Origin of the sequence: Yinghuangia sp. YIM S09857, assembly GCF_051388915.1 — a bacterium.
In the GTDB taxonomy this organism is placed as follows: Bacteria; Actinomycetota; Actinomycetes; order Streptomycetales; family Streptomycetaceae; genus Yinghuangia.
Genome location: NZ_JBPKBH010000020.1, coordinates 1 through 21511 on the forward strand (window position 1 = coordinate 1; position 21511 = coordinate 21511).

At 71.8% G+C, this 21511-nt stretch carries 19 protein-coding genes; 11 read left to right on the forward strand and 8 right to left on the reverse strand.

What is annotated here, in order from left to right; translation table 11 throughout:
* Positions 1-24: 24 nt before the first annotated feature.
* From ACRX5S_RS31830 to ACRX5S_RS31840, 3 genes are all read right to left on the reverse strand, one after another.
* On the reverse strand, positions 25-1233 hold the full coding sequence (locus ACRX5S_RS31830; RefSeq protein ID WP_436776638.1) for a LamG-like jellyroll fold domain-containing protein: 1209 nt from the start codon (positions 1231-1233) through the stop codon (positions 25-27).
* A gap of 98 nt (positions 1234-1331) precedes the next feature.
* The gene (locus ACRX5S_RS31835) at positions 1332-1733 is read right to left on the reverse strand and encodes a peptidoglycan-binding domain-containing protein (protein WP_436776639.1); all 402 of its coding nucleotides are present in this window, start codon (positions 1731-1733) and stop codon (positions 1332-1334) included.
* Between the two features lie 181 nt (positions 1734-1914).
* A complete protein-coding gene (locus tag ACRX5S_RS31840) occupies positions 1915-2820 on the reverse strand; it encodes an IclR family transcriptional regulator (protein WP_436776640.1) in 906 nt (301 codons plus the stop codon).
* 90 nt (positions 2821-2910) lie between these two features.
* Here ACRX5S_RS31840 and ACRX5S_RS31845 point away from each other — a divergent pair, with 90 nt between their 5' ends.
* Together ACRX5S_RS31845 and ACRX5S_RS31850 are read left to right on the forward strand one after the other, a co-directional pair.
* Entirely contained in the window at positions 2911-4038 is a 1128-nt protein-coding gene (locus ACRX5S_RS31845) for an LLM class flavin-dependent oxidoreductase (RefSeq protein ID WP_436776641.1), read from the forward strand.
* A 106-nt stretch (positions 4039-4144) separates the two neighbouring features.
* The gene (locus ACRX5S_RS31850; protein WP_436776642.1) at positions 4145-4582 is read left to right on the forward strand and encodes an SRPBCC family protein; all 438 of its coding nucleotides are present in this window, start codon (positions 4145-4147) and stop codon (positions 4580-4582) included.
* A 10-nt stretch (positions 4583-4592) separates the two neighbouring features.
* On the opposite strand, the gene ACRX5S_RS31855 is transcribed toward ACRX5S_RS31850, so the two are convergent.
* Positions 4593-6242, reverse strand: coding sequence for a hypothetical protein (locus ACRX5S_RS31855; RefSeq protein WP_436776643.1), 1650 nt, complete (start codon positions 6240-6242; stop codon positions 4593-4595).
* Between the two features lie 153 nt (positions 6243-6395).
* Complete coding sequence (locus ACRX5S_RS31860; protein ID WP_436776785.1) at positions 6396-7106, reverse strand: M50 family metallopeptidase; 711 nt, start codon at positions 7104-7106, stop codon at positions 6396-6398.
* A gap of 66 nt (positions 7107-7172) precedes the next feature.
* On the opposite strand from ACRX5S_RS31860, the gene ACRX5S_RS31865 reads away from it, so the two are divergent.
* Positions 7173-8117, forward strand: a complete 945-nt coding sequence (locus ACRX5S_RS31865; RefSeq protein ID WP_436776644.1) for a hypothetical protein — start codon at positions 7173-7175, stop codon at positions 8115-8117.
* A 290-nt stretch (positions 8118-8407) separates the two neighbouring features.
* Entirely contained in the window at positions 8408-9562 is a 1155-nt protein-coding gene (locus tag ACRX5S_RS31870) for a PP2C family protein-serine/threonine phosphatase (protein WP_436776645.1), read from the forward strand.
* A gap of 105 nt (positions 9563-9667) precedes the next feature.
* Here ACRX5S_RS31870 and ACRX5S_RS31875 read toward each other — a convergent pair whose 3' ends face one another.
* Positions 9668-10594 (reverse strand): alpha/beta hydrolase, encoded by a 927-nt coding sequence (locus ACRX5S_RS31875; protein WP_436776646.1) that lies wholly within the window; start codon positions 10592-10594, stop codon positions 9668-9670.
* A gap of 310 nt (positions 10595-10904) precedes the next feature.
* Between ACRX5S_RS31875 and pucD the strand changes: the two genes are divergently transcribed.
* Positions 10905-13193, forward strand: coding sequence for a xanthine dehydrogenase subunit D (gene pucD / locus ACRX5S_RS31880; protein ID WP_436776647.1), 2289 nt, complete (start codon positions 10905-10907; stop codon positions 13191-13193).
* A gap of 143 nt (positions 13194-13336) precedes the next feature.
* Positions 13337-14914: an APC family permease gene (locus tag ACRX5S_RS31885; RefSeq protein WP_436776648.1), complete on the forward strand. Its 1578-nt coding sequence runs from the start codon at positions 13337-13339 to the stop codon at positions 14912-14914.
* A 145-nt stretch (positions 14915-15059) separates the two neighbouring features.
* Here ACRX5S_RS31885 and ACRX5S_RS31890 read toward each other — a convergent pair whose 3' ends face one another.
* Positions 15060-15665, reverse strand: coding sequence for a hypothetical protein (locus tag ACRX5S_RS31890; protein WP_436776649.1), 606 nt, complete (start codon positions 15663-15665; stop codon positions 15060-15062).
* 61 nt (positions 15666-15726) lie between these two features.
* On the opposite strand from ACRX5S_RS31890, the gene ACRX5S_RS31895 reads away from it, so the two are divergent.
* From ACRX5S_RS31895 to ACRX5S_RS31915, 5 genes are all read left to right on the forward strand, one after another.
* Entirely contained in the window at positions 15727-16359 is a 633-nt protein-coding gene (locus ACRX5S_RS31895) for a helix-turn-helix domain-containing protein (protein ID WP_436776650.1), read from the forward strand.
* Positions 16360-16537: 178 nt separating this feature from the next.
* Positions 16538-16660, forward strand: a complete 123-nt coding sequence (locus tag ACRX5S_RS31900; protein WP_436776651.1) for a hypothetical protein — start codon at positions 16538-16540, stop codon at positions 16658-16660.
* A gap of 43 nt (positions 16661-16703) precedes the next feature.
* Positions 16704-17402 carry a nucleotidyltransferase domain-containing protein gene (locus tag ACRX5S_RS31905; RefSeq protein WP_436776652.1) on the forward strand — a complete coding sequence of 233 codons (699 nt, stop codon included), beginning with the start codon at positions 16704-16706 and terminating at the stop codon, positions 17400-17402.
* A gap of 110 nt (positions 17403-17512) precedes the next feature.
* Positions 17513-18382, forward strand: a complete 870-nt coding sequence (locus tag ACRX5S_RS31910; protein WP_436776786.1) for an AAA family ATPase — start codon at positions 17513-17515, stop codon at positions 18380-18382.
* Between the two features lie 4 nt (positions 18383-18386).
* Positions 18387-19772, forward strand: coding sequence for a vWA domain-containing protein (locus tag ACRX5S_RS31915; protein WP_436776653.1), 1386 nt, complete (start codon positions 18387-18389; stop codon positions 19770-19772).
* Between the two features lie 41 nt (positions 19773-19813).
* Here the strand turns inward: ACRX5S_RS31915 and ACRX5S_RS31920 are convergent, their stop codons facing one another.
* Complete coding sequence (locus ACRX5S_RS31920; RefSeq protein WP_436776654.1) at positions 19814-21148, reverse strand: hypothetical protein; 1335 nt, start codon at positions 21146-21148, stop codon at positions 19814-19816.
* Between the last annotated feature and the right edge of the window lie 363 nt (positions 21149-21511).

Below are 21511 nucleotides of genomic sequence, written 5' to 3' on the forward strand. Positions count from 1 at the left end.
CGGTCTCCCGGCCCAGCTGACGCGTCAGCGCTGGGTGCCTGCCAGGGCGGCGACTTCGGCGGGCGAGAGGACGCGGTCGAACGCCTGGACGTCGGCGACCGAGCCGTTCAGCTGGTCCACGCCGCTGGTGGCGCGCCCGATGGTGAGGGGACCGGCCGCCTTCCAGGACTGCGCGGCGACCGCCGAGCCCTGCGCCACGCCGTCGACGTACAGGGTCATCTGCCCGGTGGGCGCGTCGTAGACGGCGGCCAGGCTGGTCCAGGCGCCGACCTTGGCCGGTTGCGCGGACGACGCGGTGTACCACTGTGCGGGGTTCGCGGAGTCCTCCGACGTACGGACGAAGGCCCACGTGCCGGCGTCCTTGTTGTAGTGCAGGTAGAAGCCGCTGACCTGGGTGCCGTCCTGGGCCACGATCGTCTGGTGCGCCTTGGTCTCGGTGACCTTCGCCCACGCGGCGATGGTGAAGCTCCTGGTGGTGTCGACGGCCGGCGTACGTGTCTGGATCGAACCGTCGCCCGCGAAGAATGCGCTGCCGGACTGCTCGGGCGACCACGTGACGATTCCCGCGGTGGTGCCGTGGAAGCGCTCTCTGGTGTCGGCCGCGCCCTGGTTCAGCTCCCAGTGCGCGATCGCGTCGGCGGGTACGGGGACCGGCGGCGCGGGAGTCGCCCCGGGCGGGGGTGTGGCCTCGGGCGCGGGTTGTCCGCCACCCGGCGCGGGGCCGGATGCGGGAGCGGACGCCGTGGGCCGACTCGCGTCCGCCGCAGGGGACTTGCCGTCGTCGTCCGACGCACCGAAGAGGATTCCGAAGACGGTCGCCATGACCGCGACGGTCCCGAACCCGACGGCGGCTCCGATGCGCTTCCTGCGGCGATTCGGGTCGAGCACCTCGAACACCACGCGCTGCGGCGGCGGTTCCGGGGGTACGGACGCCGCCAAGGCCGCGGCGGGCCACACCGACCCCGGCACGGCGGCAGGCGTCGGCCCGCGGTCCGCCGCGGGAACCGGGTTGGGTGGCGCGGGAGTTGACGGCGCGTCAGGAGAAGTGGTGTCCTCGTCGCCTGCTTCGACAGGCTCCACGGCCTCGGGTCCGGCCTCGATTCCCGCCTCGGTTCCGGCCTCGCCGATGGGCCGAGTCTCCTCGGTCCACGCCGACCCGTCCCACCACCGCGCGGTGCCGGTGTACCCGTGCGGATCCTCGTACCATCCCGCAGGTTTCGCCCCCGTCGCCATGGCACGGAGCCTACGGGCTGAACGGGCCCGCACCACAGGCCCTCGGGCCGATTCCGCGCTCCCGAGGCACCCGCGTCTCCGGGGGGAGCGCCACACGGCTACCAGAGCGACGGGACCTCGTACCAACAGCCGACTGTCTTCCAGGCGCCCTCGCCCGAACCGAGGTCGACGACCGTGTGCATCACGCTGCCGACCACGGGATCCACGACGCCGTCCTGCGGGAGGCCCAGCAGGCGTTCGAATCGCCTGGTGTCGGCGGTGGTCTCCGGGCCGTAGACCGCGTCCGGGTAGAAGTCGCTGAAGCCGATGGTGTGGTAGAAGGCCTGGACGCACTGCGCGCCGAAGCCCGTGGCGCCCGGACCGATGCCCGGCAACCCGGGTGCCGCGTGCGCCGGGGCGAACGAGCCGGACGCGCCCACCGCGAGCAACGCGGCCGCCGCGGCGGCCGCGAGCCGGGGCATGGCGGAGTGCGCTGTCCGGGGCGTTGTCGGGGTCTCCACCGCGTGCTCCTCTCCGGGACCGCGCGGCCCCGCACTGGAGTCAGCGTGCGGGCGGTGGGCGGCGCGCGGAAGCGGCTATGCCCGATCGGTCGGCTTCCTGGGCCGGCCGGCAGGCGTCGACCGGCCGTGGCGCCTCCACATCACTCGACCACGGTCTGCGCGGCGTCGGTCGGAGGCGACGTCAGTCGAAGTAGGTGTCCGGCGTCCGCCCGCCCGTCTGCTTGGTGACCAGGCGCGCCGTTGCCGCCAATCGGTCGCCGTATGCGGTGACTTGACGCCCCGTCACCTGGCGGAGCCCGTTCAGGGTCATCGCCAGGGCGACCTGGCCCTGGGCGTCGAAGACCGGGGCGACGATGGTGGTGATGTCGTACGTCGCGTCCGCGTCGACCTCCACCAGTTCGTAGTCCACCTCGCCCAGGGCCGCCGCCAGTTCGGCGAGGCGGTCGCGCAACCGCGGTGCCTCCCGCGGGCGGTCGGCCAGGCGTTCCAGCGTCGCGCCGATCTCGGTGCGGGTGGGGCTCTCCACGGTGATGGAGTATCCCCGTTCGCGCACCGCGGCGAGGGTGACCGGCAGGTGGATGCGCGCGGTGGCCTGCATGCGCCGGTCGAGGCGCCCCAGCCAGTCGTCCACCTCGTGGGGCGTCGACCACGCGAAGAACACCTGGCCGAGCGGCGGCACCAGGGGCATGCGCTGACCCACCCGCACGTCCGCGGACGACAGTTGCGGCCGCCCCTCCACCGCCAGGATCACCAACTCGTCGCCCACCGAAACGCTGATGATCGACTCGGTGCTGAACTCGTCGGCGAGCGGCCGCATTTCGCCGCGCGCCAGGTCGACCGCGCGGTTGCTGCGCAGCGCCGCGTCGCCGACCGCGACCAGGGCCGGGCCGAGTTCGTACGTCTTGCGCCGCGGGTGCCGTACCAGGTAACCGGCGTCCTCCAGCGACTGGAGCACGGACAGGGCGGAGGCGAGGTTGATGCCGAGCGACCCGGACAGCTCGGACAGCGTGAAGGCGCCCCCGGGATGGGTCGCGAAGAAGTTGAGGATCTCCACCGCCCGGCTGGCGGCGAGCGCGGGACGAACCATGGCGGCCCCCTTGTGACCTGGGCGACATCGCGCCAAACTCGTTATCGGATTTCAAAGCGGTTTTCAGAATATCAAAATCTGGAGCGGAACATGAAGCTGGACGTGCTGTACGAAGTCGACGTCCCCCGGCCCTGGCACGGGGACCACCCCTACGGCCAGCGGCGCGAGGAGCAGCGGGCGTACCGCGAGGCCGTGGAGCAGGTCCGGCTCGCCGACCGGATGGGCTTCAACACCATCTGGGCGGTCGAGCACCACTTCCGCGAGGGGCGCTCGCACATGCCGGCCTCCGAGGTCTTCCTCGGCCACCTCGCGGGCCTGACCGAGCAGATCCGGATGGGCTTCGGCGTCACCCTCACGCCGTTCGGGTTCACGCCCCCGCAGCGCATCGCGGAGAAGGTCGCGACGGTCGACATCCTGTCGAACGGCCGGGTCGAGTGGGGGACCGGCCGCTCGACCCCCATGGAGCAGACCGCGTTCGGCGTGGACATCGCCAAGTCGCGCGACGACTGGCGCGAGGCCATCGAGATCGTGTGCGGCATGTGGCGCGAGGAGTACTTCGAGTACGAGTCGGAGCGCTTCAAGTTCCCGCGCCGCATGGTGACGCCCAAGCCGTTCCAGGACCCGCACCCGCCCGCGTGGATGGCCGCGACGTCGCAGGGCTCGGCGGAGGTGGCCGGATCGAACGGGCTCGGCATGCTGTCGTTCTCGATCATGCAGCCGCTGGAGACGATGGCCGCGCAGGTCGCCGCGTACCGCAAGGCCGCGGAGACCGCGACGCCGCTGACGGACGTGACCACCAACAAGGTCGCCGCATACACCCTCGTGCACACCACGGGCAGCAAGCAGGTGTCGCAGAAGGTCTGGGACTCGGTGGCGTGGTGGTACAAGAACCTCGCCATGTTCACGCTCGAATGGGAGCTGCCGCACCTCAGCAAAGAGGAGCAGGACAAGACCTTCCCGCTCCTAAAGCCGCTGTTCGAGGGTGAGGTGCCGGTCGAGACCTTCGACGCCGCGGACATGATCGTCATCGGCGACGTGGACACCTGCGTCGAGAAGATGAAGCGGTACGCGGACCTCGGCGTCGACGAGCTGATCTGCTACGTGCAGTGGGGCTACCTCGACCACCAGGACATCCTCAAGACCATCGAGATCCTCGGCAAGGAGGTCATCCCCGAGCTCGACCGCTACACCCCGAAGGTGCGCCCGCCGGCGAGCTGATCCGGAGGGGATTCGGACCCGGACGGACCGAGGTGGTTTGCTGTTCGCCACCAAAGAGCCCGCGCCGCACCGCGGCCGGGCCTCCGTCCGAGTTCGAGGAGTGGTCATGGGGCAGGTCAACGCGGATGCTTCGCGCGATGTCGCGGGTGAGCCGGAGGCGGTCTTCGCGGCGCTCGCCGACTACGCCGCGACCCGTCCGAAGCTGTTGACCGAGCACTTCTCCGACTACGAGGTGCGCGAGGGCGGCCAGGGCGAGGGCACGGTCGTGCACTGGCGGCTCCAGGCCACCAAGAAGCGTTCGCGCGAGTGCCTGTTCGACGTGACGCAGCCCGCCGACCTGACGCTCGTGGAGACGGACCGCAACTCCACGATGGTGACGACCTGGACGGTCGCTCCCGCGGGCGCGGGGCGCAGCCGGGTCAACGTCAACACCCGCTGGCAGGGCGCGGGCGGCGTGGGCGGCTTCTTCGAGAAGACCTTCGCCCCGTCGGGCCTCCGCAAGATCTACGACGGCGTGCTGGCCAAGCTCGACGACATCGTCTGACCCCGGGCGGTCAGAACCAGACCCGTTTCACGGCGGTGGTGTCGAACCAGTCCCAGAACTCCAGGTGTTCGCCGGTGGTCCAGGACTTCCAGTGCCAACAGGCGACCGTGGGGCTGCCGGACGCGTCGAGGACGTCGAGGTCCAGCGCGTCCATTTCGAAGTCGCCGTGTCCGACGGCGAGTACGAACCGGTCCGGCGGCAGCCCGCCGGTGCGTTCGATGCCGGTGTCCCAGTCGCCGTCCACGAAGCCCAGGACGGTGCCGCCCAGTTCGCCGCCGATGTCACCGCCCGAGGTGTTGTCGAGGCCGTGGTGCACGGACCAGAAGTCGCGGACCGGGCGGGGCACCGGCCCGGCGAGGAGCGGGAGTTCCGCGGTCGGGTCGGCGGCGACGGGGGCGCTGCCGACCACCACCTGGATGTAGGCGTCGTCGCGCGGCCCGGCGAAGTCGTCGAGTGGGACGGGCGGGCCCGCCTGGTGCCAGGGCAGCACCGAACTGCCGCCGCGGTCCGCGTCCCTGCCCCAGGTGAGATACGCGAGCGAGAAGTCCCCCGTCTCGTCGTCGGCGAGCAGTGCGAGGCCGAGCGTGCGGGCGTGCATCGTCGCGACGAAACCGGGTGCGCGGTCCGCGAGCGGCCGCCAGACGTGGTCGAGCGCGTCGGTCAGTCCGGCGTCGGCTCGGATGTTCCACGGGTTCGCGGCGAACGGCAGGTCGCCGCGGCCGTGTTGCAGAAGCAGCCCGCGCACCGAGACCGCGGCCTGCGTCTGGTGGCGCAGCGCCTCCTGGACGGCCTCGTGGTCGCGCGTGGCGATGAGCCGCGCCAGCATCGACCACTTGGCGCCGAAGTCGCCGGCCCGGAACGCGGCGATCAGGTCCGCCGCGCCGCTCTGCGCGGCGGCGTCCGGTGCCGCCTCCGAGTCCGCGGCCTCCGCGCCGGAGTCTGCGATTCCCTCGAACGTCACGCCCGGAGCCCGCTCCGGCAGGTCGCCGAGATCGGTGACCGCCGTCCCCGCCAGGCCGACGTGGTGCAGCGCGGGGAGTTCGGTGACCACCGACAGGTCCTCGACGGGGCATCCGGACAGCCCCAGCACCTGCAACGTCGGCATGCCGCGCAGGGGCGTGAGGTCGGCAACCTGCGTGCGCCGGACGTACAGCCGCCCGAGGCCCATGCCGCGCAGCGGCGTCAGGTCGCTGAGGGGCCCGTTCGCGACCACCAGGTCGTCGAGCGCGGACAGCGCCCTGAGCGGTGAGAGGTCGGTGACGAGGGTGTCGCTCAGCAGCAGACTGGTCAGGCCGGTGAGCGCGCCGATCGGCGCGACGTCGGACACCGGCGCCTCAAGGTGCAGGCTCCGCACCGGAGTCGGCGCGAGCGCCGCCACCAGCCCGCCGACGTCGATCGGCACCGGGGCCTGGACCACGAGCCATTTCAGTCCGCCGAGGCGGCCCAGCATCGAGAAGTCCGCCGGACGGGCCAGCCGAAGCCAGAAGCCCTCCACGGCGTCGAGCGCGTCCTGCGGGATCTCCCCGTGCGCGACCCCGGTCTCCGACCGGAGGTGCAGCTCGACGGCCTGCTCCGGCGGGCGTCCTTGGCCACCGTGCTCGGCGCGCGCATACGCGTACCGCCCTGGATTCGCCGTGAACTCCCCGGATGTGTCGGCCACGTCCCCGTCCTCCCGCCACAAAGCGGCCAGGGTCGCCCCGGCCGCGGACGGCGACGATACGCGGGCGCGCCGACAGGGGCACGGCCCGATCGTTTCGCGGATATCCGGCAGGTCGCACGGTGTCGCGCGCGTCGCGGCGGTCGTGCCGCGGTCCTAGGCCAGCAGCCAGCCTGCCGCGGTGCCGAAGGCGGTTGCGGCGATCAGGGCGAAGAGGCCGACCCAGACCGCGCCGGGGATCTTGGTGAGCGTGGCGAGTTGGTCGGCGTCCGACCACTGGGCCTGGCGTCGGCGGCGCAACTGCTGGAGTTCGATGACCGGGCGGATCCCCGCGGCGAGGAGGAACCACACCAGCAGGTACGCGAATCCGGCCTGCACGTCCGGCTCGGCGAGCCAGGACACGGCGAAGACCACGCCGCCGACCAGGATGAGCGCGAACGCGCCGTACAGGTTGCGGATCATCAGCAGCATGAGCGCGAGCCAGAGCAGCGTGGCCCACAGCGTCATGGTGATGTGCCCGCGCACCAGCAGTGCCGCGCCGCCCGCGCCGAGGAAGGACGGGGTGACGTACCCCGCGAAGGCGGTCAGCACCATGCCGAACCCGGTCGGCTTGCCCACCGAGACCGTGACGCCGGACGTGTCCGAGTGCAGCCGGATGCCGGTGAGGCGGCGCCCGGTGAGCAGCGCCGCCGCCGCGTGGCCGCCCTCGTGCGCGATCGTGACGACGGTGCGCAGCGGCCGCCACACCGGGCGGTAGAGCACCGCGAGGACCGCGGCGAGGCCGGTCGCGGCGATCAGCCACCGCGGCGGGTCGGGCTGGGTGCCGACCACCCGGTCCCAGAGCTCTTGCAGCGACACCGTCTCCAACGCTTGCTCCACCCTGCACAGTGCTTTTGGTTGACCTTGACAAGTACTCGTAGTACTGAGGGCGCTATGACGACCACGCACCCTGACGACGAGTTCCACCCGCCGACGAGCGACGACCCGTACTGGACCGAGACGTGCTGGTTCACGTTCACGGTTCCCGAGCGCAAATTGTCGGGCCAGCTCTACCCGTTCTTCCGGGCGAACCAGGGGGTTGCCGCCGGCGGCGCCTACTTCTGGGACGAAACCGGCCGGTACATCCACGACGCGCTGTACGCCAAGAACTTCTGGCACCTGCCGATCCCGGACCAGCCGCTCACCGACATCACCCTCCCGAACGGCATCTCGTACCGCTGCCTGGAACCCCAGAAGGTCTACCAGGTCCGCTACGAGGACCCGGACGGGGGCGACGAGATCTCCGTCGACCTGACCTTCACCGGCGTCCTGCCGCCGCACTACCTCGGCGACAAGCACGTCGACCAGCCCGGCCGCTACGAGGGCACGATCGTGATGCGCGGCGAGGTGATCCCGGTCGACTCGTACGGCTTCCGCGACCGCTCCTGGGGCGTGCGCTCGCAGTTCGGCCAGGGCCTGATGACCTCGCCCGCGCGCCGTGGCGGCTACAGCTACGCCACGGCCTCCGACCGCGACGCGTTCCACGCCATCACGATGGACTTCGGCAGCGGCTGCGTGGCCATCCACGGCTACGTGCTGCGCGACGGCGTGTGGGCCAAGCTCGCCAAGGGCCGCCGCGAGGTCGTCGAACGCGACGACGTGACCGGCTGGGCGACACGTGTCGTATTGGAGGGCATCGACGAGCTCGGGCGCGAACTGCACGCCGACGGCCGTACGGAGAACCGCCTCGGCTTCTTCCTCAACCCGAACCTGTTCACGGTCAACTGCCTGACCTCGTGGACCTTCGACGGGGTCACCGCCTACGGCGAGGACCACGAGAACTTCAGCGCCGCGGAAATCCGAAGCTTCAGTCGGGAGTTCCGCGGTGACAAGGCATGATGCCGCGGTGACGGGGATCTGACCGGGCAAGGCAAGGCCGTTCGGCAGGCCATCGGGGCGTGACCGCGCCGTCGCCGGGCCGCGGCATCCGCCGCGGCTCCCGGCGGCGACGCGGGCCTATGCGGTGCCGACGCGGGCCGACCAGAAGCCGCCGCACGGCCGGCCGGGGCCTGACGCGGAGCCGACACAGATCCGGACACAGATCCGGACGCGGAGCCGACAAGGACCCGGACGCGGAGCCGGACACGCTGTGCGACGACAAAGGGACAAATCCCTATATCGTGAGGTGAGTGAGCACCAAGGCGACCCCCGATCCCCCCGTGGCAGGAGGGCTCGGCACCCCGGCGTCGCCGCCCACCGCGACCTGGGTCCGGTGGGCGCCCTTCGCGGTCATCCTCCTCGACGTGGCGTTCGAGCTCGCCCTGCCGACCAAGTTCGCGTCGGGGTTCCTGCTGATCGCGGTGCCGGTGCTCGCCGCCTTCACGCGCCCGCCGCGGACCGTCGCCGCGCTCGTCGTGCTGTCCCTCGCGCTGGAGGTCCTCTTCGCGTGGCGCTACGACCACTTCGACGAACTGCACCATGTCGGCCTCTACATAGCCACCGCCATCATCGGCGCGGTCAGCGTCGAACTCGCCCGGCAGCGGCGGCGCGACGCCCGCAACCTGGTGCTGGCCAACTCGGTCGCCGAGGCCCTGCAACTGATGCTGCTGCGTCCGGTGCCGCCGCGGCTCGGGCCGGTGCGGGCGGCCGGGTACTACGAGGCCGCCGACCGCCGTGCCCTGGTCGGCGGCGACCTGTACGACCTGGTCGAGACGCCGTTCGGGGTGCGCGTGGTGATCGGGGACGTGCGGGGCAAGGGCCTGCCCGCGATCCAGCACGTCGGCACGGTCCTCGGCAGCTTCCGCGACGCCGCGTACGGCATCGCCGACCTGGCGGAACTCGCCGACCACATGGAACGCCGCCTCGTCCGCGAGACCGACGGCCGCGCGGGGGCGGCCGCCGAGCCGGACGGCGAGCTGTTCGTCACCGCGCTGCTCCTGGAGTTCCCGTACGACCGCCGCGAGGTGCACGTCGTCGACCGCGGGCACCCGGCGCCGATCCTGCTCAGCCGCGGGCGGGTGACCAGGCTCGCGACCCGGCCCGGCGTACCGCTCGGCCTGGGCGTGTTGGCCGACCCGGCCGCGGGCGCGCGCTCCGGGGCGAGCACGCACCCGCTCGGGCCGGGCGAGGTCCTGGTCCTGCACACCGACGGGGTCAGCGAGGCGCGCGGACCGCAGGGCGCGTTCTACCCGATCGAGGAGCGGCTGTGGGTGCGTTTCGGCGGCCGCGACCGCGTCGACCCGGCGGTGCTGGCCGAGTTCGTACGCGACGACCTTGCGGACTACTCGGAAGGCACGTGCGACGACGTGGCGCTGATCGCCCTCACGCGGGCCGATTCGGACTGAGGGCCGCGCCCGTCACCAGCCGCGGTGCCGACCCGAGGTGCCCGCGCCCGGCCGGTGCCGTTCGAGGCGCCCGCCGGGGGACGCAGCCGCGGCGCGGCCGTCCGGTCAGCCCTTTGCGAGCGCGTCGCGCAGCGCGGCGTACGAGCTCCGCGCGGCCTCCGCGCACGGCGGCACGAAGTCGGCGAAGCTGACGAAGCCGTGGCTCAGGTCCTCGTGGTCGTCCAGCCCGACCGGCACGCCCGCCTCGCGCAGGCGTTCGGCGTACGCGACACCCTCCGCGTGCAGCGGGTCCTCGCCCGCCACCACGATGTGCGCCGGCGCGAGGCCGGACAGGTCGGGGACGAGGCCGACCGCCGCGTACTCCCGCCGCTGCGCGTCGCTCAGCCGGGCGTAGTAGTGCTCGGCGAACCACGCCAGCGCGGCCGCCGGGAGCAGCGGGTCGTTCGGCTTGGACGCGTGCGCCCCGGCGTCGAGTCCGGTGCCCGGGTACCACAGGAGCTGGAAAGTGGGCTGCGGTATGCCGCGATCGCGCGCCATCAGGCAGACCCCGGCGGCCAGCGAGCCGCCCGCGCTGTCGCCGGCCACCGCGACGCGGCCCGGGTCGCCGCCTATGTCCGCGGCGTGCTCGCGAGCCCAGGCGTACGCGGCGTACGCGTCCTCGTACGCCGCCGGGTACGGGTGCTCGGGCGCGAGACGGTACTCGACCGACACCACGACGCAGTTCGCGTCCGCGGCGATCTTGCGGGCGACCGGGTCGTGGCTCGCGATGCTGCCGATGCAGAAGCCGCCGCCGTGGTAGAAGACCGTGACCGGCAGGCCCGGTTCGTCGCTCGGGGCGTAGACGCGCACCGCGAGCTCGGGGGCGTCCGCGGGGCCGGGGACGGTCCGGTCGGCCACCCGCGGCAGCTCGGTCGTCACCGGCCGCATCCCCATCCCGGCGTCCATCTTGGCGCGGAACGCGGCGGGTTCGCCTTCGTAGCGCAGCAGCGGGACGGCATCGAGGAACGCGGCGAGCTCGGCGTTGAGCGGCATGGGCGGAACCCCCTGGACGCGGTGTCAAACTGGCACGCAGTGCCATCCGTGCAGGCACTGTACGGCCTCCCGCACGCCAGGTGAAGGCCGCCGCGAGGCCCGGGCCCCGCCCTCCGGGCGAGCGGCACCGCGGCCGCCCGACCGCGCCGCCCGACCGTGCCGCGCGTCCACCCGGGTGACCTGCCGCTTTCCCGAGGGCAGGTCCGGGGAGTTCACTGGAGGCACCGCACCGGGGACGGGTACCAGGGGTAGGACACCAGGGACCGGCCACCAGCCACCGGTCAGCCACCGGCCATTCCAGGGGGAACGCGTGGACACTCCGACCACCGCATCGCGCCCGACCACCGCGCCGCCCGCGCCCGGCGGCATCGGCGACACCCCTCAGCGTCCCGACGGCATCCTCAAGGTCAAGGGCTCCTTCGCGTACGCCTCCGACCTGTGGGCCGACCAGATGCTCTGGGGCGCCACCGTCCGCAGCCCGCATGCCCGCGCACGCATCCTCGCCATCGACATCGGCGAGGCTCTGGCCACCCCCGGCGTGGAGGCGGTCCTGACCCACGAGGACATCCCGGGCCGCAACCTCTACGGCCTCGAAGTCGCCGACACGCCCGTCCTCGCCTCCGACGAAGTGCGCTTCCACGGCGAGCCCGTGGCGGTCGTCGCGGCCGACCACCCGGAGACCGCGCGCCGCGCCGCGGCGCGCGTGAAGGTGGCGTACGAACTCCTCGAACCGGTGGTCACCGAAGCGCAGGCGCTCGCCCCGAACGCGCCGACCGTGAACCCGCACTGGCCGGGCAACATCGTGTCGCGCCAGCCGGTGCGGCGCGGCGACCCGGACGGGGTGGGCGCCGACGTCGTGGTGCGCGGCACGTACACGATCGGCATGCAGGACCAGGCACCGCTGGGTCCCGAGGCGGCGCTGGCCGTGCCGGGCGAGGACGGCGGCGTCGACCTGTACGTCGCCACCCAGTTCCTGCACGTCGACCGCGCCCAGCTCGCCCCGGTGCTCGGCCTGCCCGAGGAGCGCGTGCGGCTGACCCTCGGCGGCGTCGGCGGGGCGTTCGGCGCGCGCGAGGACATCACCCTCCAGGCGCACGCCTGCCTGCTCGCGCTGCACACGGGCAAGCCGGTCAAGATGGTCTACTCGCGCGAGGAGTCCTTCCTCGGCCACGTGCACCGGCACCCGGCGGTGCTGGAGTACGAGCACGGCGCCAACCGCGACGGCAGGCTCGTGTACGTCCGGGCGCGCATCGTCCTGGACGGCGGCGCCTACGCCTCGACCACGGCCGCCGTGGTCGGCAACGCGGCCGGGCTCGGCATCGGGCCCTACCACGTGCCGAACGTCGCGCTGGAGGCGATCGGCATGGTCACCAACAACCCGCCGTGCGGCGCGATGCGCGGCTTCGGCGCGGTGCAGGCGTGCTTCGCGTACGAGAGCCAGATGGACCGGGTGGCCGCCGAACTCGGCCTGCACCCGGTCGAGTTCCGGCAGCGCAACGCCCTCGCCGAGGGCGGCGTGACGGCCATCGGGCAGGTGCTGGACTCCCCGGCGCCGGTCGCCGAACTGCTCGGCATCGTGCGCGGCATGCCGCTGCCGGAGTCGTCCGAGGACCACCGCGAACTGCCCGGCGGCTACTCGTGGTCGACGCGCGGCGAGGGCGTCCGGCGCGGGGTGGGCTACTCGGTCGGCGTCAAGAACGTGGCCTTCTCACAGGGCTTCGACGACTACTCCACCGCCCGCGTGCGCCTGGAGGAGGTCGCGGGGGAGCCGGTCGTCACCGTGCACACCGCGGCGGCGGAGGTCGGGCAGGGCGGGGTGACCGTGTGGACCCAGATCGCCCGCTCCGAGCTGGGTGTCGAGCGCGTGGTGCTGCACCCGGCGGACACCGCGGTCGGTTCGGCGGGGTCGACGTCCGCGTCGCGGCAGACGTACGTCAGCGGGGGCGCGGTGCGGGACGCCTGCCGCCTGGTCCGCGACGACGTGCTGCGCCTCGCGGACCGCCCGTCCAACAGCAGGCTGGTCGGCGGCAGGGTGGTCGCGGCGGAGGGGGCGGTGCTCGACGACCTCGCCGACGTGCTGGCGGGGCGGGTCGTCGAACACACCGCCGAGTACCGCCACCGCGTCACGCACGCCCTCGACCCGGTGACCGGGCAGGGCGACGCCTTCGTGCAGTACACGTTCTGCGCACACCGCGCGGTCGTGGACGTCGACGTCGAGCTGGGCATCGTGAAGGTGGTCGAGCTGGCCGCCGCACAGGACGTGGGCCGGGCGATGAACCCGCAGGCGGTGGCGGGGCAGATCCAGGGCGGCGGCGCGCAGGGCATGGGCCTCGCGCTGACCGAGGAGATCGTGGTGCGCGACGGCCTGGTGGTGAACGGTTCGTTCACCGACTACCTGATCCCCACCATCGCGGACGCGCCGTCGATGCCGGTGGCGATGCTGGAACTGGCCGACCCGCACGCGCCGTACGGGCTGCGCGGGGTCGGCGAGGCCCCGACCGTGTCGGCCGCGCCCGCGGTCGTGGCGGCGATCCGGGCGGCGACCGGGCGGCCGCTGGCCCGCATCCCGATCCGGCCCGAGGACCTGGTCGACGTCTGAGCGGGACCTCCCGCGCACCGCCGTCAGGCACGGGCCGCAGCGTGACAGCTGTCTCAGACCCGCAAGCAGCTGTCCGGTTTTGTCCTTGGAACCGCAGGCGTGGTGGTCAATAGTCCGTCGATCCTGATTTAGTCTGGTCGCTTGTGACAGACCAGAACACCCGTCGGCACGGCGACGGACCCCGCGGCCCGGGCGAGCTCCACTACCGACGTGAAGCGGACATCAAGGACAAGGGCCTCAGCCACAACGCCATCGGCCTCGCCGGCAGCGTCGTCGTCGCGATCTCCACGGTGGCCCCGGTCTACACCCTCACCGGCGCGCTCGGGCCGACCGTGCGGGAGGTCGGCGTCCACCTCCCGGCCATCTTCCTCATCGGGTTCATCCCGATGCTGCTGGTCGCGTTCGCGTACCGCGAGCTCAACAAGGTCGTGCCGGACGCGGGGACGTCCTTCACCTGGACCGTCAAGGCGTTCGGCCCGCGCGTCGGCTGGATGTGCGGGTGGGGCCTCGTGATGGCCACCATCATCGTGCTGTCCAACCTGGCGGGCATCGGGACGTCGTTCTTCTACCTGACGCTCGGCGAGCTGTTCAACAGCGACTGGATCGCCGGCTGGGACGACAACAAGGCCGTCCACATCCCGACCTGCATGCTCTTCATCGCCGTCGCCACCGCGATCAGCTACCGCGGCATGACGGTCACCAAGCGCGTGCAGTACATCCTGGTCGCGCTCCAGCTCGCGGTGCTCGCGCTGTTCGTCGTGATGGCCATCACCAAGGCGCAGGCGGGCGACTTCGACACGTCGCTGTCGTTCTCGTTCGAGTGGCTGAACCCGTTCGGCATCGAGAACTTCGCGGCGCTGACCGCGGGCCTGTCGCTGTCCATCTTCATGTACTGGGGCTGGGACACCGCGCTGACCATGAACGAGGAGACCGCGGGCGGGGCCAAGGTGCCCGGGCGCGCGGCGATGGTGACGTTGGTCGTCATCGTGTGCGCGTACCTCATGACCGGCATCGCCACGCTGATGGTCGCGGGGGTCGGCGACACCGGGCTCGGCCTCAACACCGACGACGAGAACATCTTCGCCAAGCTCGCCGACCCGGTGATGGGCTCGGGGCTCGGCATCCTGCTGTTCGTCGCGGTGCTGGCCAGCTCGGTGGCGAGCCTCCAGACCACCTTCATCCCGGTGGCGCGCACGGCCCTGGCGATGTCGACGTACGAGGCGCTGCCGCCCGCTTTCTCGCGCGTGCACCCGCGCTTCAGGACGCCCGGCTTCGCGACGGTCACGGCGGGCATCGTCACCGGCGTCTTCTACACGGTCATGACCCTGGTCAGCACCTCGGTGCTGGAGGACACGATCGCCGCGCTCGGCCTGATGATCTGTTTCTACTACGCGCTGACCGCGTTCTCGTCGGTGCGTTACTTCCGCAAGGACCTCACCCGGTCCGCGCGCGAGTTGTTCATCAAGGGGGTCATGCCGCTGGTCGGCGGCCTGATGCTGAGCGCCATCTTCGTCAAGACGTTGATCGACGCGTGGAGCCCCGACTACGGCAGCGGCAGCTCGGTGGGCGGTATCGGCAGCGTGTTCGTCATCGGCGTCGGCGTCCTGCTGCTGGGCGTGGTCTTCATGGAGGTCACCGCCCGGCGTTCGCCGCGCTTCTTCCGCGGCGAGGTGCTGCGCGTGGACACGCCGGTGCTGGTGCCCGAGGACGAGGCGGTCTGAGCGCGGGACGCGTCGGGCCGGGTCCTGTCGGATCAGGGCGTGCTGGGCCGGGGCGTGCCGGAACGGGCCTCGCCGCGCGGCTGCGGCGGGGCCCGTACGGGGTGCGGAGCCGGTCGGGGGGAGGAGCGGGGGACCGGCCCGCCGGTCAGCGGTTCTGGATGGCGTCCATCGCGACCGCGACGCAGAGCCCGAGGCGACGGTCCAGCGTCGGGTCGGTGAACGTCACGAAGTACTGGTCCCGCAGCTTCATCTGGCGCTCGATGTGCAGCATCGGCGTCTGCGTGTCGTCGCCCACGAAGTCGAAGTGGTACGTCGGCGCGGGCAGGAAGGCGCCGACGTACGGGATGAGGCCCCACAGGCGGCGCAGGATCGCGCCGAACAGGCTGCGCTCCTGGCCGGTCGAGCGCTCGGCGCCCGGGCGCTCCAGGTGCCAGGTCGAGCGGATGAAAGACTTCTTCATGTTCTTGGAGAACATGCCCAGGGGAGTGCCGTCGACCGCGGTGACATCGTGTTGCGCACGGATGTCGAGCATCTGGCGGGCCTTGAAGCGGGCCAGTTCGTACGCCTTCGACTCGTCGGTGTAGAGGACGACCTCTTCCTTGAGCTTGCCGCGCTTCTGCTGGGCGTAGGCGACGACCTGGCCGTGCGTCCCGTCCGGGTTGACCAGGTGCACGACGTACTGGTTCACCATCAGGCGGAAGTTCTGTCTGATGATGAGCTGCGACTGCGCCTGAAGCAGGGCTATGTCCATCGGTTTTGCCTCCTGGGCAAAAAAATTGCCAGAGTGGTAGACAGCTGGTTAGCGTGATGGTATGCCCGGAACAACCTCCGTGTCGCAGCCCTCTGCCGAACCGGTCTCCGAGACCGCCGCACCGGGCCTCGGCGAACGTCTGAAGCAGGCCCGGCTCGGCCACGGGCTGACGCTTGAGGACGCCGCCGGGGTGAGCGGCCTGTCGATCGCCTACCTCTCCCGCCTGGAGAACGAGCGGCGCCAGCCGTCGCTGCCCGCGCTGCTGACCCTCGCGCGGGTGTACTCCACCACGGTCGCGGCCCTGCTCGGCGAGCGCGCCGGGGGCGAGGAGACGGTCATCCGCGCGAAGAGCGCGGAGCCCTTCCACGCACACGGCTGGACATACTGGCGCGCCGGGAGCCCGCGGCGGGGCATGCAGGCGCTGCGGGTACGCGTCCCGCCCGGCCGCGCGACCGGCCCGGCCCGGGTGCATCCGGGGGAGGAGTGGCTGCACGTGCTCAAGGGCCAGCTCCGCCTGACCCTGGACGGCACCACGCACCTGCTCGCGCCGGGCGACGTCGCGCACTTCGACTCGGCGACGCCGCATGTCATGGAGTCCGCCGACGACCACGTGCCGGTCGAGTTTTTGATGGTGCACGCCGCGCCGGCGATGGTCGCCTTCACCGCGTGCGTGCCGACGGCTCCGCCGCACTGAGACCGCGGCGTTGCCCGCGCGGCGCCGCACCGAGACCGCGGTGCTGAGAGCGCGGTGCTGAGACCGCCGCACCGAGACCGCGGTGCTGAGACCGGCCGCCGCTGAGACCGCGGCGTTGTGCCCGCGCCGCACCCGAGCCGCGCACCCAGCCCCCGCCGCCGTATGAGAGGAGGCCGCCATGGCCAGGACCGAGTCCGAGAAGAGCCGCGAGAACGGCATGTGGATCCGCTTGTCGGTCTACGTGCTCGGCTTCGCGGTGATCTTCGGCACGCTGATGATCGTCGCGGCCGCGAACCGCTGAAAAGCCGTACGCTCCGGCGCCGGTCGTCCCCGATACTCGTGCGATGACCGGGGAACTGCTGGTGGGCGTGGTGGGGTCGACGGCGTACGGGCTGGCGACCGAGGGATCGGACGAGGACCGGCTCGGCGTCTACATGGCCGAGCCGGCCGACCTGTTCGGCCTGAGCGGGCCGGCCGTGCTGACCGGCTCCCGCGTCACCACGCACCCCGACGTCACCATGCACGAGCTGTACAAGTTCGCCACGCTCGCCCTCAAGGGCAATCCGACGGTGAGCGAGCTGCTGTGGCTGGACTCCTATGTCGTCACGACCGAGGCCGGACGCGAACTCGTCGCCGCCCGCGAGGCGTTCCTGTCCACGCCGGGCGTGCGCGGGGCGTACGGCGGCTACGCGCTCCAGCAGTCCCGCAAGCTGCTGTCGCGGCACGAGGCGGGCAAGGAGGGCTTCTCGGCGGACACCGCGCGGCGCACCGCCAAGCACGGGAGGCACTGCCTGCGGCTGCTGCGCCAGGCGTACGGCCTGCTCGCGACCGGCCGTTTGGTGATCGACATGACTGCGCAGCGCGACGAGCTCTTCGCGGCGGGCGAGCTGGCCGCGCACGACCCCGAGGCGTTCTCGGCGCTGTTCGACCGGGAGATCGCGGCGCTCGACGCGGTCGACTCGGTGCTGCCCGATCACCCGGACCGCGACCGGGTCGGCGCCCTGCTGGTGGAGCTGCGGACGGCCGCGCTCGGGCGGGTTTAGGCCGCGTCCGCCGGACACGACCTACGGCACCCGATGACCGCGCAGTATCATTTGACCTAGTCAAGTTGCACGTGGTCAGTCCGCAGGCCGAGGGAGCCGCCGTGACGTCGTTGTTCGCCTCTCCGGAGGATGTGCGGAGCCGCCTCGCCGAAGGCGAGTACCTGGCCGACGGGCACATCGCCACCACCGTCTTCCTCGCGGACGCCCTCGGCAAGCCGCTGCTGGTCGAGGGCCCCGCGGGCGTCGGCAAGACCGAGCTGGCCAAGGCCGTCGCGGCGGCCACCGGAGCCGACCTGGTGCGCCTCCAGTGCTACGAGGGGCTCGACGAGGGCCGCGCGCTGTACGAGTGGAACTACCGCAAGCAGCTCCTGCGCATCCAGGCCACCCCCGAGGGCCAGGACTGGTCCGACACCCACGACGACATCTTCTCCGACGAGTTCCTGCTGGCCCGGCCGCTGCTCACGGCGATCCGCCGCACCGAGCCGACCGTGCTGCTCATCGACGAGACGGACAAGACCGACGTCGAGGTCGAGGGCCTGCTGCTGGAGGTCCTGTCGGACTACCAGGTGACCATCCCCGAACTGGGTACCGTGAGCGCGGTGCGCCGCCCGTTCGTCGTGCTGACCTCCAACGCCACGCGCGAGCTGTCCGAGGCCCTGAAGCGCCGCTGCCTGTACCTCTACCTCGACTACCCGACCCCGGAGCGCGAGCGCGAGATCGTGCTCGCCCAGGTGCCGGGCATCACCGAGGCGCTGGCCGAGCAACTGGTGCGCACCGTCGCGACGTTGCGCGCGCTCGACCTCAAGAAGTCGCCGTCCATCGCGGAAACCCTGGACTGGGCCCGGACCCTGCTCGCGCTCCAGGCCGACGCCCTCGACGAGGACGCCATCGCGCGCACACTCGGCGTCGTCCTCAAGCACGTGTCGGACCAGACCCGCGCGGCCAAGGAACTGGGCCTTCCCACCGCCGAGTTGGGGTAGCGGCATGGCCCTGCTCGAACGGCACGTGGGCTTCCTGGACGCCCTGCGCGGCGCCGGGCTGCCGGTCTCGCTCGCCGAAGGCCTGGACGCCGCGCGGGCGCTGACGGTGCTGGACCTGGTCGACCGCGAGGCGATGCGGGCGGCGTACGCGGCGACCGTCGTCAAGCGGCCCACCCACCGCGCGACCTTCGACACACTCTTCGACCTGTGGTTCCCGGCCGCTATCGGGGACGGCGCGGCGGGGCCGCCGGCCGAGCGCCCCGAGCGTCCGCGCGGCGGGCCGCGGCCGCCGGACCCGGTGGCCGACGAGATGCGCGAGCGGCTGTTCGACCTGCTGCTGGACGGCGACGAGGCGGGCATGCGGCAGCTCGTCCGGGAGGCGGTGGCGGCGTACGGCAGGTCCCCGTCGGGGGCGCCGCGGCAGACCTGGTCGGCGTACACCGTGGGCGCCGCGCTGGACCCCCGCACCCTCATGGCCGGGCTGCTGCGCGCGGTGCTTGCCGGGCAGGAGCGCGGCGGTCTGGCGGAGCGCACCGCGCGGCGCACCCTTGAGGACCGCATCAGCACGCTCCAGGACATGATCACCGCGGAGGTCCGGCGGCGACTGGCCGAGGACACCTCGGTCGAGCGCGTCGCCAAGGTCGCGGTGCGTCCGCCGCTGGAGAACATCGACATCCTGCGGGCGACGCGCGCCGATCTGGCCGAACTGCGGCGCGCCGTCCACCCGTTGGCGCGGCGGCTGGCCACCAAGCTGGCGGTCAAGCACAAGGCGGGGCGACGCGGGCGGCTGGACTTCCGGCGCACGGTCCGCGCGTCGCTGTCGACCGGGGGCGTGCCGGTGCGCACCTTCCACCGCCCGCGGCGGCCGCACAAGCCGGAACTCGTGGTGCTGTGCGACGTCAGCGACTCGGTCTCGTCCTTCGCGCATTTCACGCTGCTGCTCGCGTACGCCCTGCGCGAGCAGTTCAGCAAGGTCCGGGTCTTCGCCTTCATCGACAACCTCGACGAGGTGACCGGCTACTTCGCGCCGGGGGTGGACGTGGCGGACGCGATGAAACGGATGACCTCCGAGGCCGATCTCGTGTGGGTGAGCGGCCGCACGAACTACGGCCGCGCGTTCGAACTCTTCGCGGAGCGCTACCCGGAGGTGGTGGGGTCCAAGACCGCACTGCTCATCCTCGGGGACGCCCGCTCCAACTACGGACAACTGGCGCTCCCGGCGCTCACCCGCCTCGCCGACACCGCCCGGCGCGCACACTGGCTCAACCCGGAACCGCGGCGGGACTGGGACACGGGCGACTCGGCGTCGTCGACGTACGACCGGATCGTCCCGATGGTCGAATGCCGCAACCTGGCGCAACTAGCAGCGTTCATCGAGGACTTGGCCTGAAGGACGAGGGCGCGCCCTGCGCCCGCCGAACGGGACGCGACTCAGTTCCCAAGGCCCTGGTCCAGATCCCATCCCGGGGCTCGCTGGGATTTCCCGGGGCCTGTGTCCGGCTGCCTCCCCACGTCGCCGGTACCCGAAGCCGGAGACACCCCGGCCTGGCCGGGGCTCGTCTCCGAGCCGCGAGCCGGGGGCGTGATCGCGCTGAACCCCACTGTTGCGGCACGAGACTGAGGTGCCCCTTCGGTAGCGCGTACGGCCGGCAGCCTGCGAGATGCGGGCTCAAGCATCGACCGCGTCGGTGGCGCCTCCAGTGCGGGACGGTGCTGCGGCCGCGGCGGTGCGGACTCACGCGGGAATCCGGCGGCCGCGACGGCCGCCGTCCGCCACTGATCAACGTCTGGGCGTGACCTGACGCGGACCGACTCCCGTGCGTGCTCGCGGTTCGCCTCCGGCGCAGTATGCACGCCGAGGGATTCAGCCTCCCAACTGCCCGTGTCCAGACGGCGACTCATCTCGGAGGCGGTCGCTCGGAGCCCCGGCGCCCCCGCGATGAGCGCGTAGGTCAGTTCGCGGTCGAGAATTTGGCCCGCGATCTGCTTGACTGCCAGGGGTGCGTCGTCTCCCTGGATGCCGAGATGCATAACGGCATCCGCGGCTATCTCCTTTTTGTTCCTCATGACGCGGTGCCCGCCGAAGGCGTCGACGAGCATCGGCATCGTAATCGCCGACACCTCGCGGGGAACGTGCGCGGCGGGAGCCTGCGCGCCCGCGAGCCGCTCCAAGAGGGCTGCATTTCGAGCCGATGGTGCGGATTCCGGTGAGCCTTCCACGTCGAACAGGGGAGGCTTGGGACGCAGGGCAGCGGCCGCGGCATGGTCGGCTTCGGTGAAGTTCGTCAGGCGGTCCTTGGCCGTATGCATCATCTCGTAGTGCTTGGTGTGTGCGACCTCGTGGAGGACCACGGGAATGGCGCCCAGCTCACGAACTTCGGGCAGGTTGGCGCCCAACTGCTGGTCCACTATGTTCAGCAAGGCGGTGCGGCCGTCCTCGCCGAAGAACCGGCGATTGAGCACCACCTCACCCGTGCGGAATGATGCGTAAGCGGGCGAACCCTCGGCGCCGGCCCGCGGATTCTCGGTGAACAGTCCCGTGAACGTCGGATTGCCCCGGGCGACTCGCGCAAAGTGTAGGCCGGCTATTGCGGCCTCCTGAGCGCTACGGAGGTGGGAGCCGTACACGTTGACGGGTATCTCGCGCCCTAGCGCGTGCTGGAAGCCGTCCGACGTCGCGTCGTGCAGCTCCCGAAGGTCGACGGCCCGGATGATGCCTTCCACGAACGGATCGCCGGGGACCACGCCCGGCGGTGCCTGCGACATGTCAAGCCTCCCATGTCCTCCGCGCCGACCCGGTCAAGGTGCCACCTTCACCGGTGTCGTGTCGCCAAGGGCGGGCTTCCGGGGGAGGGGCCATGGGCGGCTGTCCTGCCGTTCGCGGCAAGCCTTTCACGAGTCCATGACTTCTTCGTCATGCATGTGACGAGATGCCGTGCCCGTCTGTGACGCCCCTCGCGGGATCCCCGGGGGGAGCGCTACCGTCGCCGCTCCTGCCGACCTCTCCTCCCCGGACGCCGCCTCCCGCGCTCTTCATCCGTAAAAATGCGACCAATCCTTCCTGACGGGGAATCAGGTCGGATCCCCGCCGGTTCCCGTTAACCGAGTCGGCTCCGGAAGGCACCTCCC

What these genes read in the sequence shown, in the direction of transcription:
- ACRX5S_RS31830 (WP_436776638.1), bottom strand. Translation starts at nt 1,233, where the DNA reads ATGGCGACGGGGGCGAAACCTGCGGGATGGTACGAGGATCCGCACGGG.
- ACRX5S_RS31840 (WP_436776640.1), bottom strand. Translation starts at nt 2,820, where the DNA reads ATGGTTCGTCCCGCGCTCGCCGCCAGCCGGGCGGTGGAGATCCTCAAC.
- ACRX5S_RS31845 (WP_436776641.1), top strand. Translation starts at nt 2,911, where the DNA reads ATGAAGCTGGACGTGCTGTACGAAGTCGACGTCCCCCGGCCCTGGCAC.
- ACRX5S_RS31850 (WP_436776642.1), top strand. Translation starts at nt 4,145, where the DNA reads ATGGGGCAGGTCAACGCGGATGCTTCGCGCGATGTCGCGGGTGAGCCG.
- ACRX5S_RS31865 (WP_436776644.1), top strand. Translation starts at nt 7,173, where the DNA reads ATGACGACCACGCACCCTGACGACGAGTTCCACCCGCCGACGAGCGAC.
- ACRX5S_RS31875 (WP_436776646.1), bottom strand. Translation starts at nt 10,594, where the DNA reads ATGCCGCTCAACGCCGAGCTCGCCGCGTTCCTCGATGCCGTCCCGCTG.
- ACRX5S_RS31890 (WP_436776649.1), bottom strand. Translation starts at nt 15,665, where the DNA reads ATGGACATAGCCCTGCTTCAGGCGCAGTCGCAGCTCATCATCAGACAG.
- ACRX5S_RS31895 (WP_436776650.1), top strand. Translation starts at nt 15,727, where the DNA reads ATGCCCGGAACAACCTCCGTGTCGCAGCCCTCTGCCGAACCGGTCTCC.
- ACRX5S_RS31900 (WP_436776651.1), top strand. Translation starts at nt 16,538, where the DNA reads ATGGCCAGGACCGAGTCCGAGAAGAGCCGCGAGAACGGCATGTGGATC.
- ACRX5S_RS31905 (WP_436776652.1), top strand. Translation starts at nt 16,704, where the DNA reads ATGACCGGGGAACTGCTGGTGGGCGTGGTGGGGTCGACGGCGTACGGG.
- ACRX5S_RS31915 (WP_436776653.1), top strand. Translation starts at nt 18,387, where the DNA reads ATGGCCCTGCTCGAACGGCACGTGGGCTTCCTGGACGCCCTGCGCGGC.
- ACRX5S_RS31920 (WP_436776654.1), bottom strand. Translation starts at nt 21,148, where the DNA reads ATGTCGCAGGCACCGCCGGGCGTGGTCCCCGGCGATCCGTTCGTGGAA.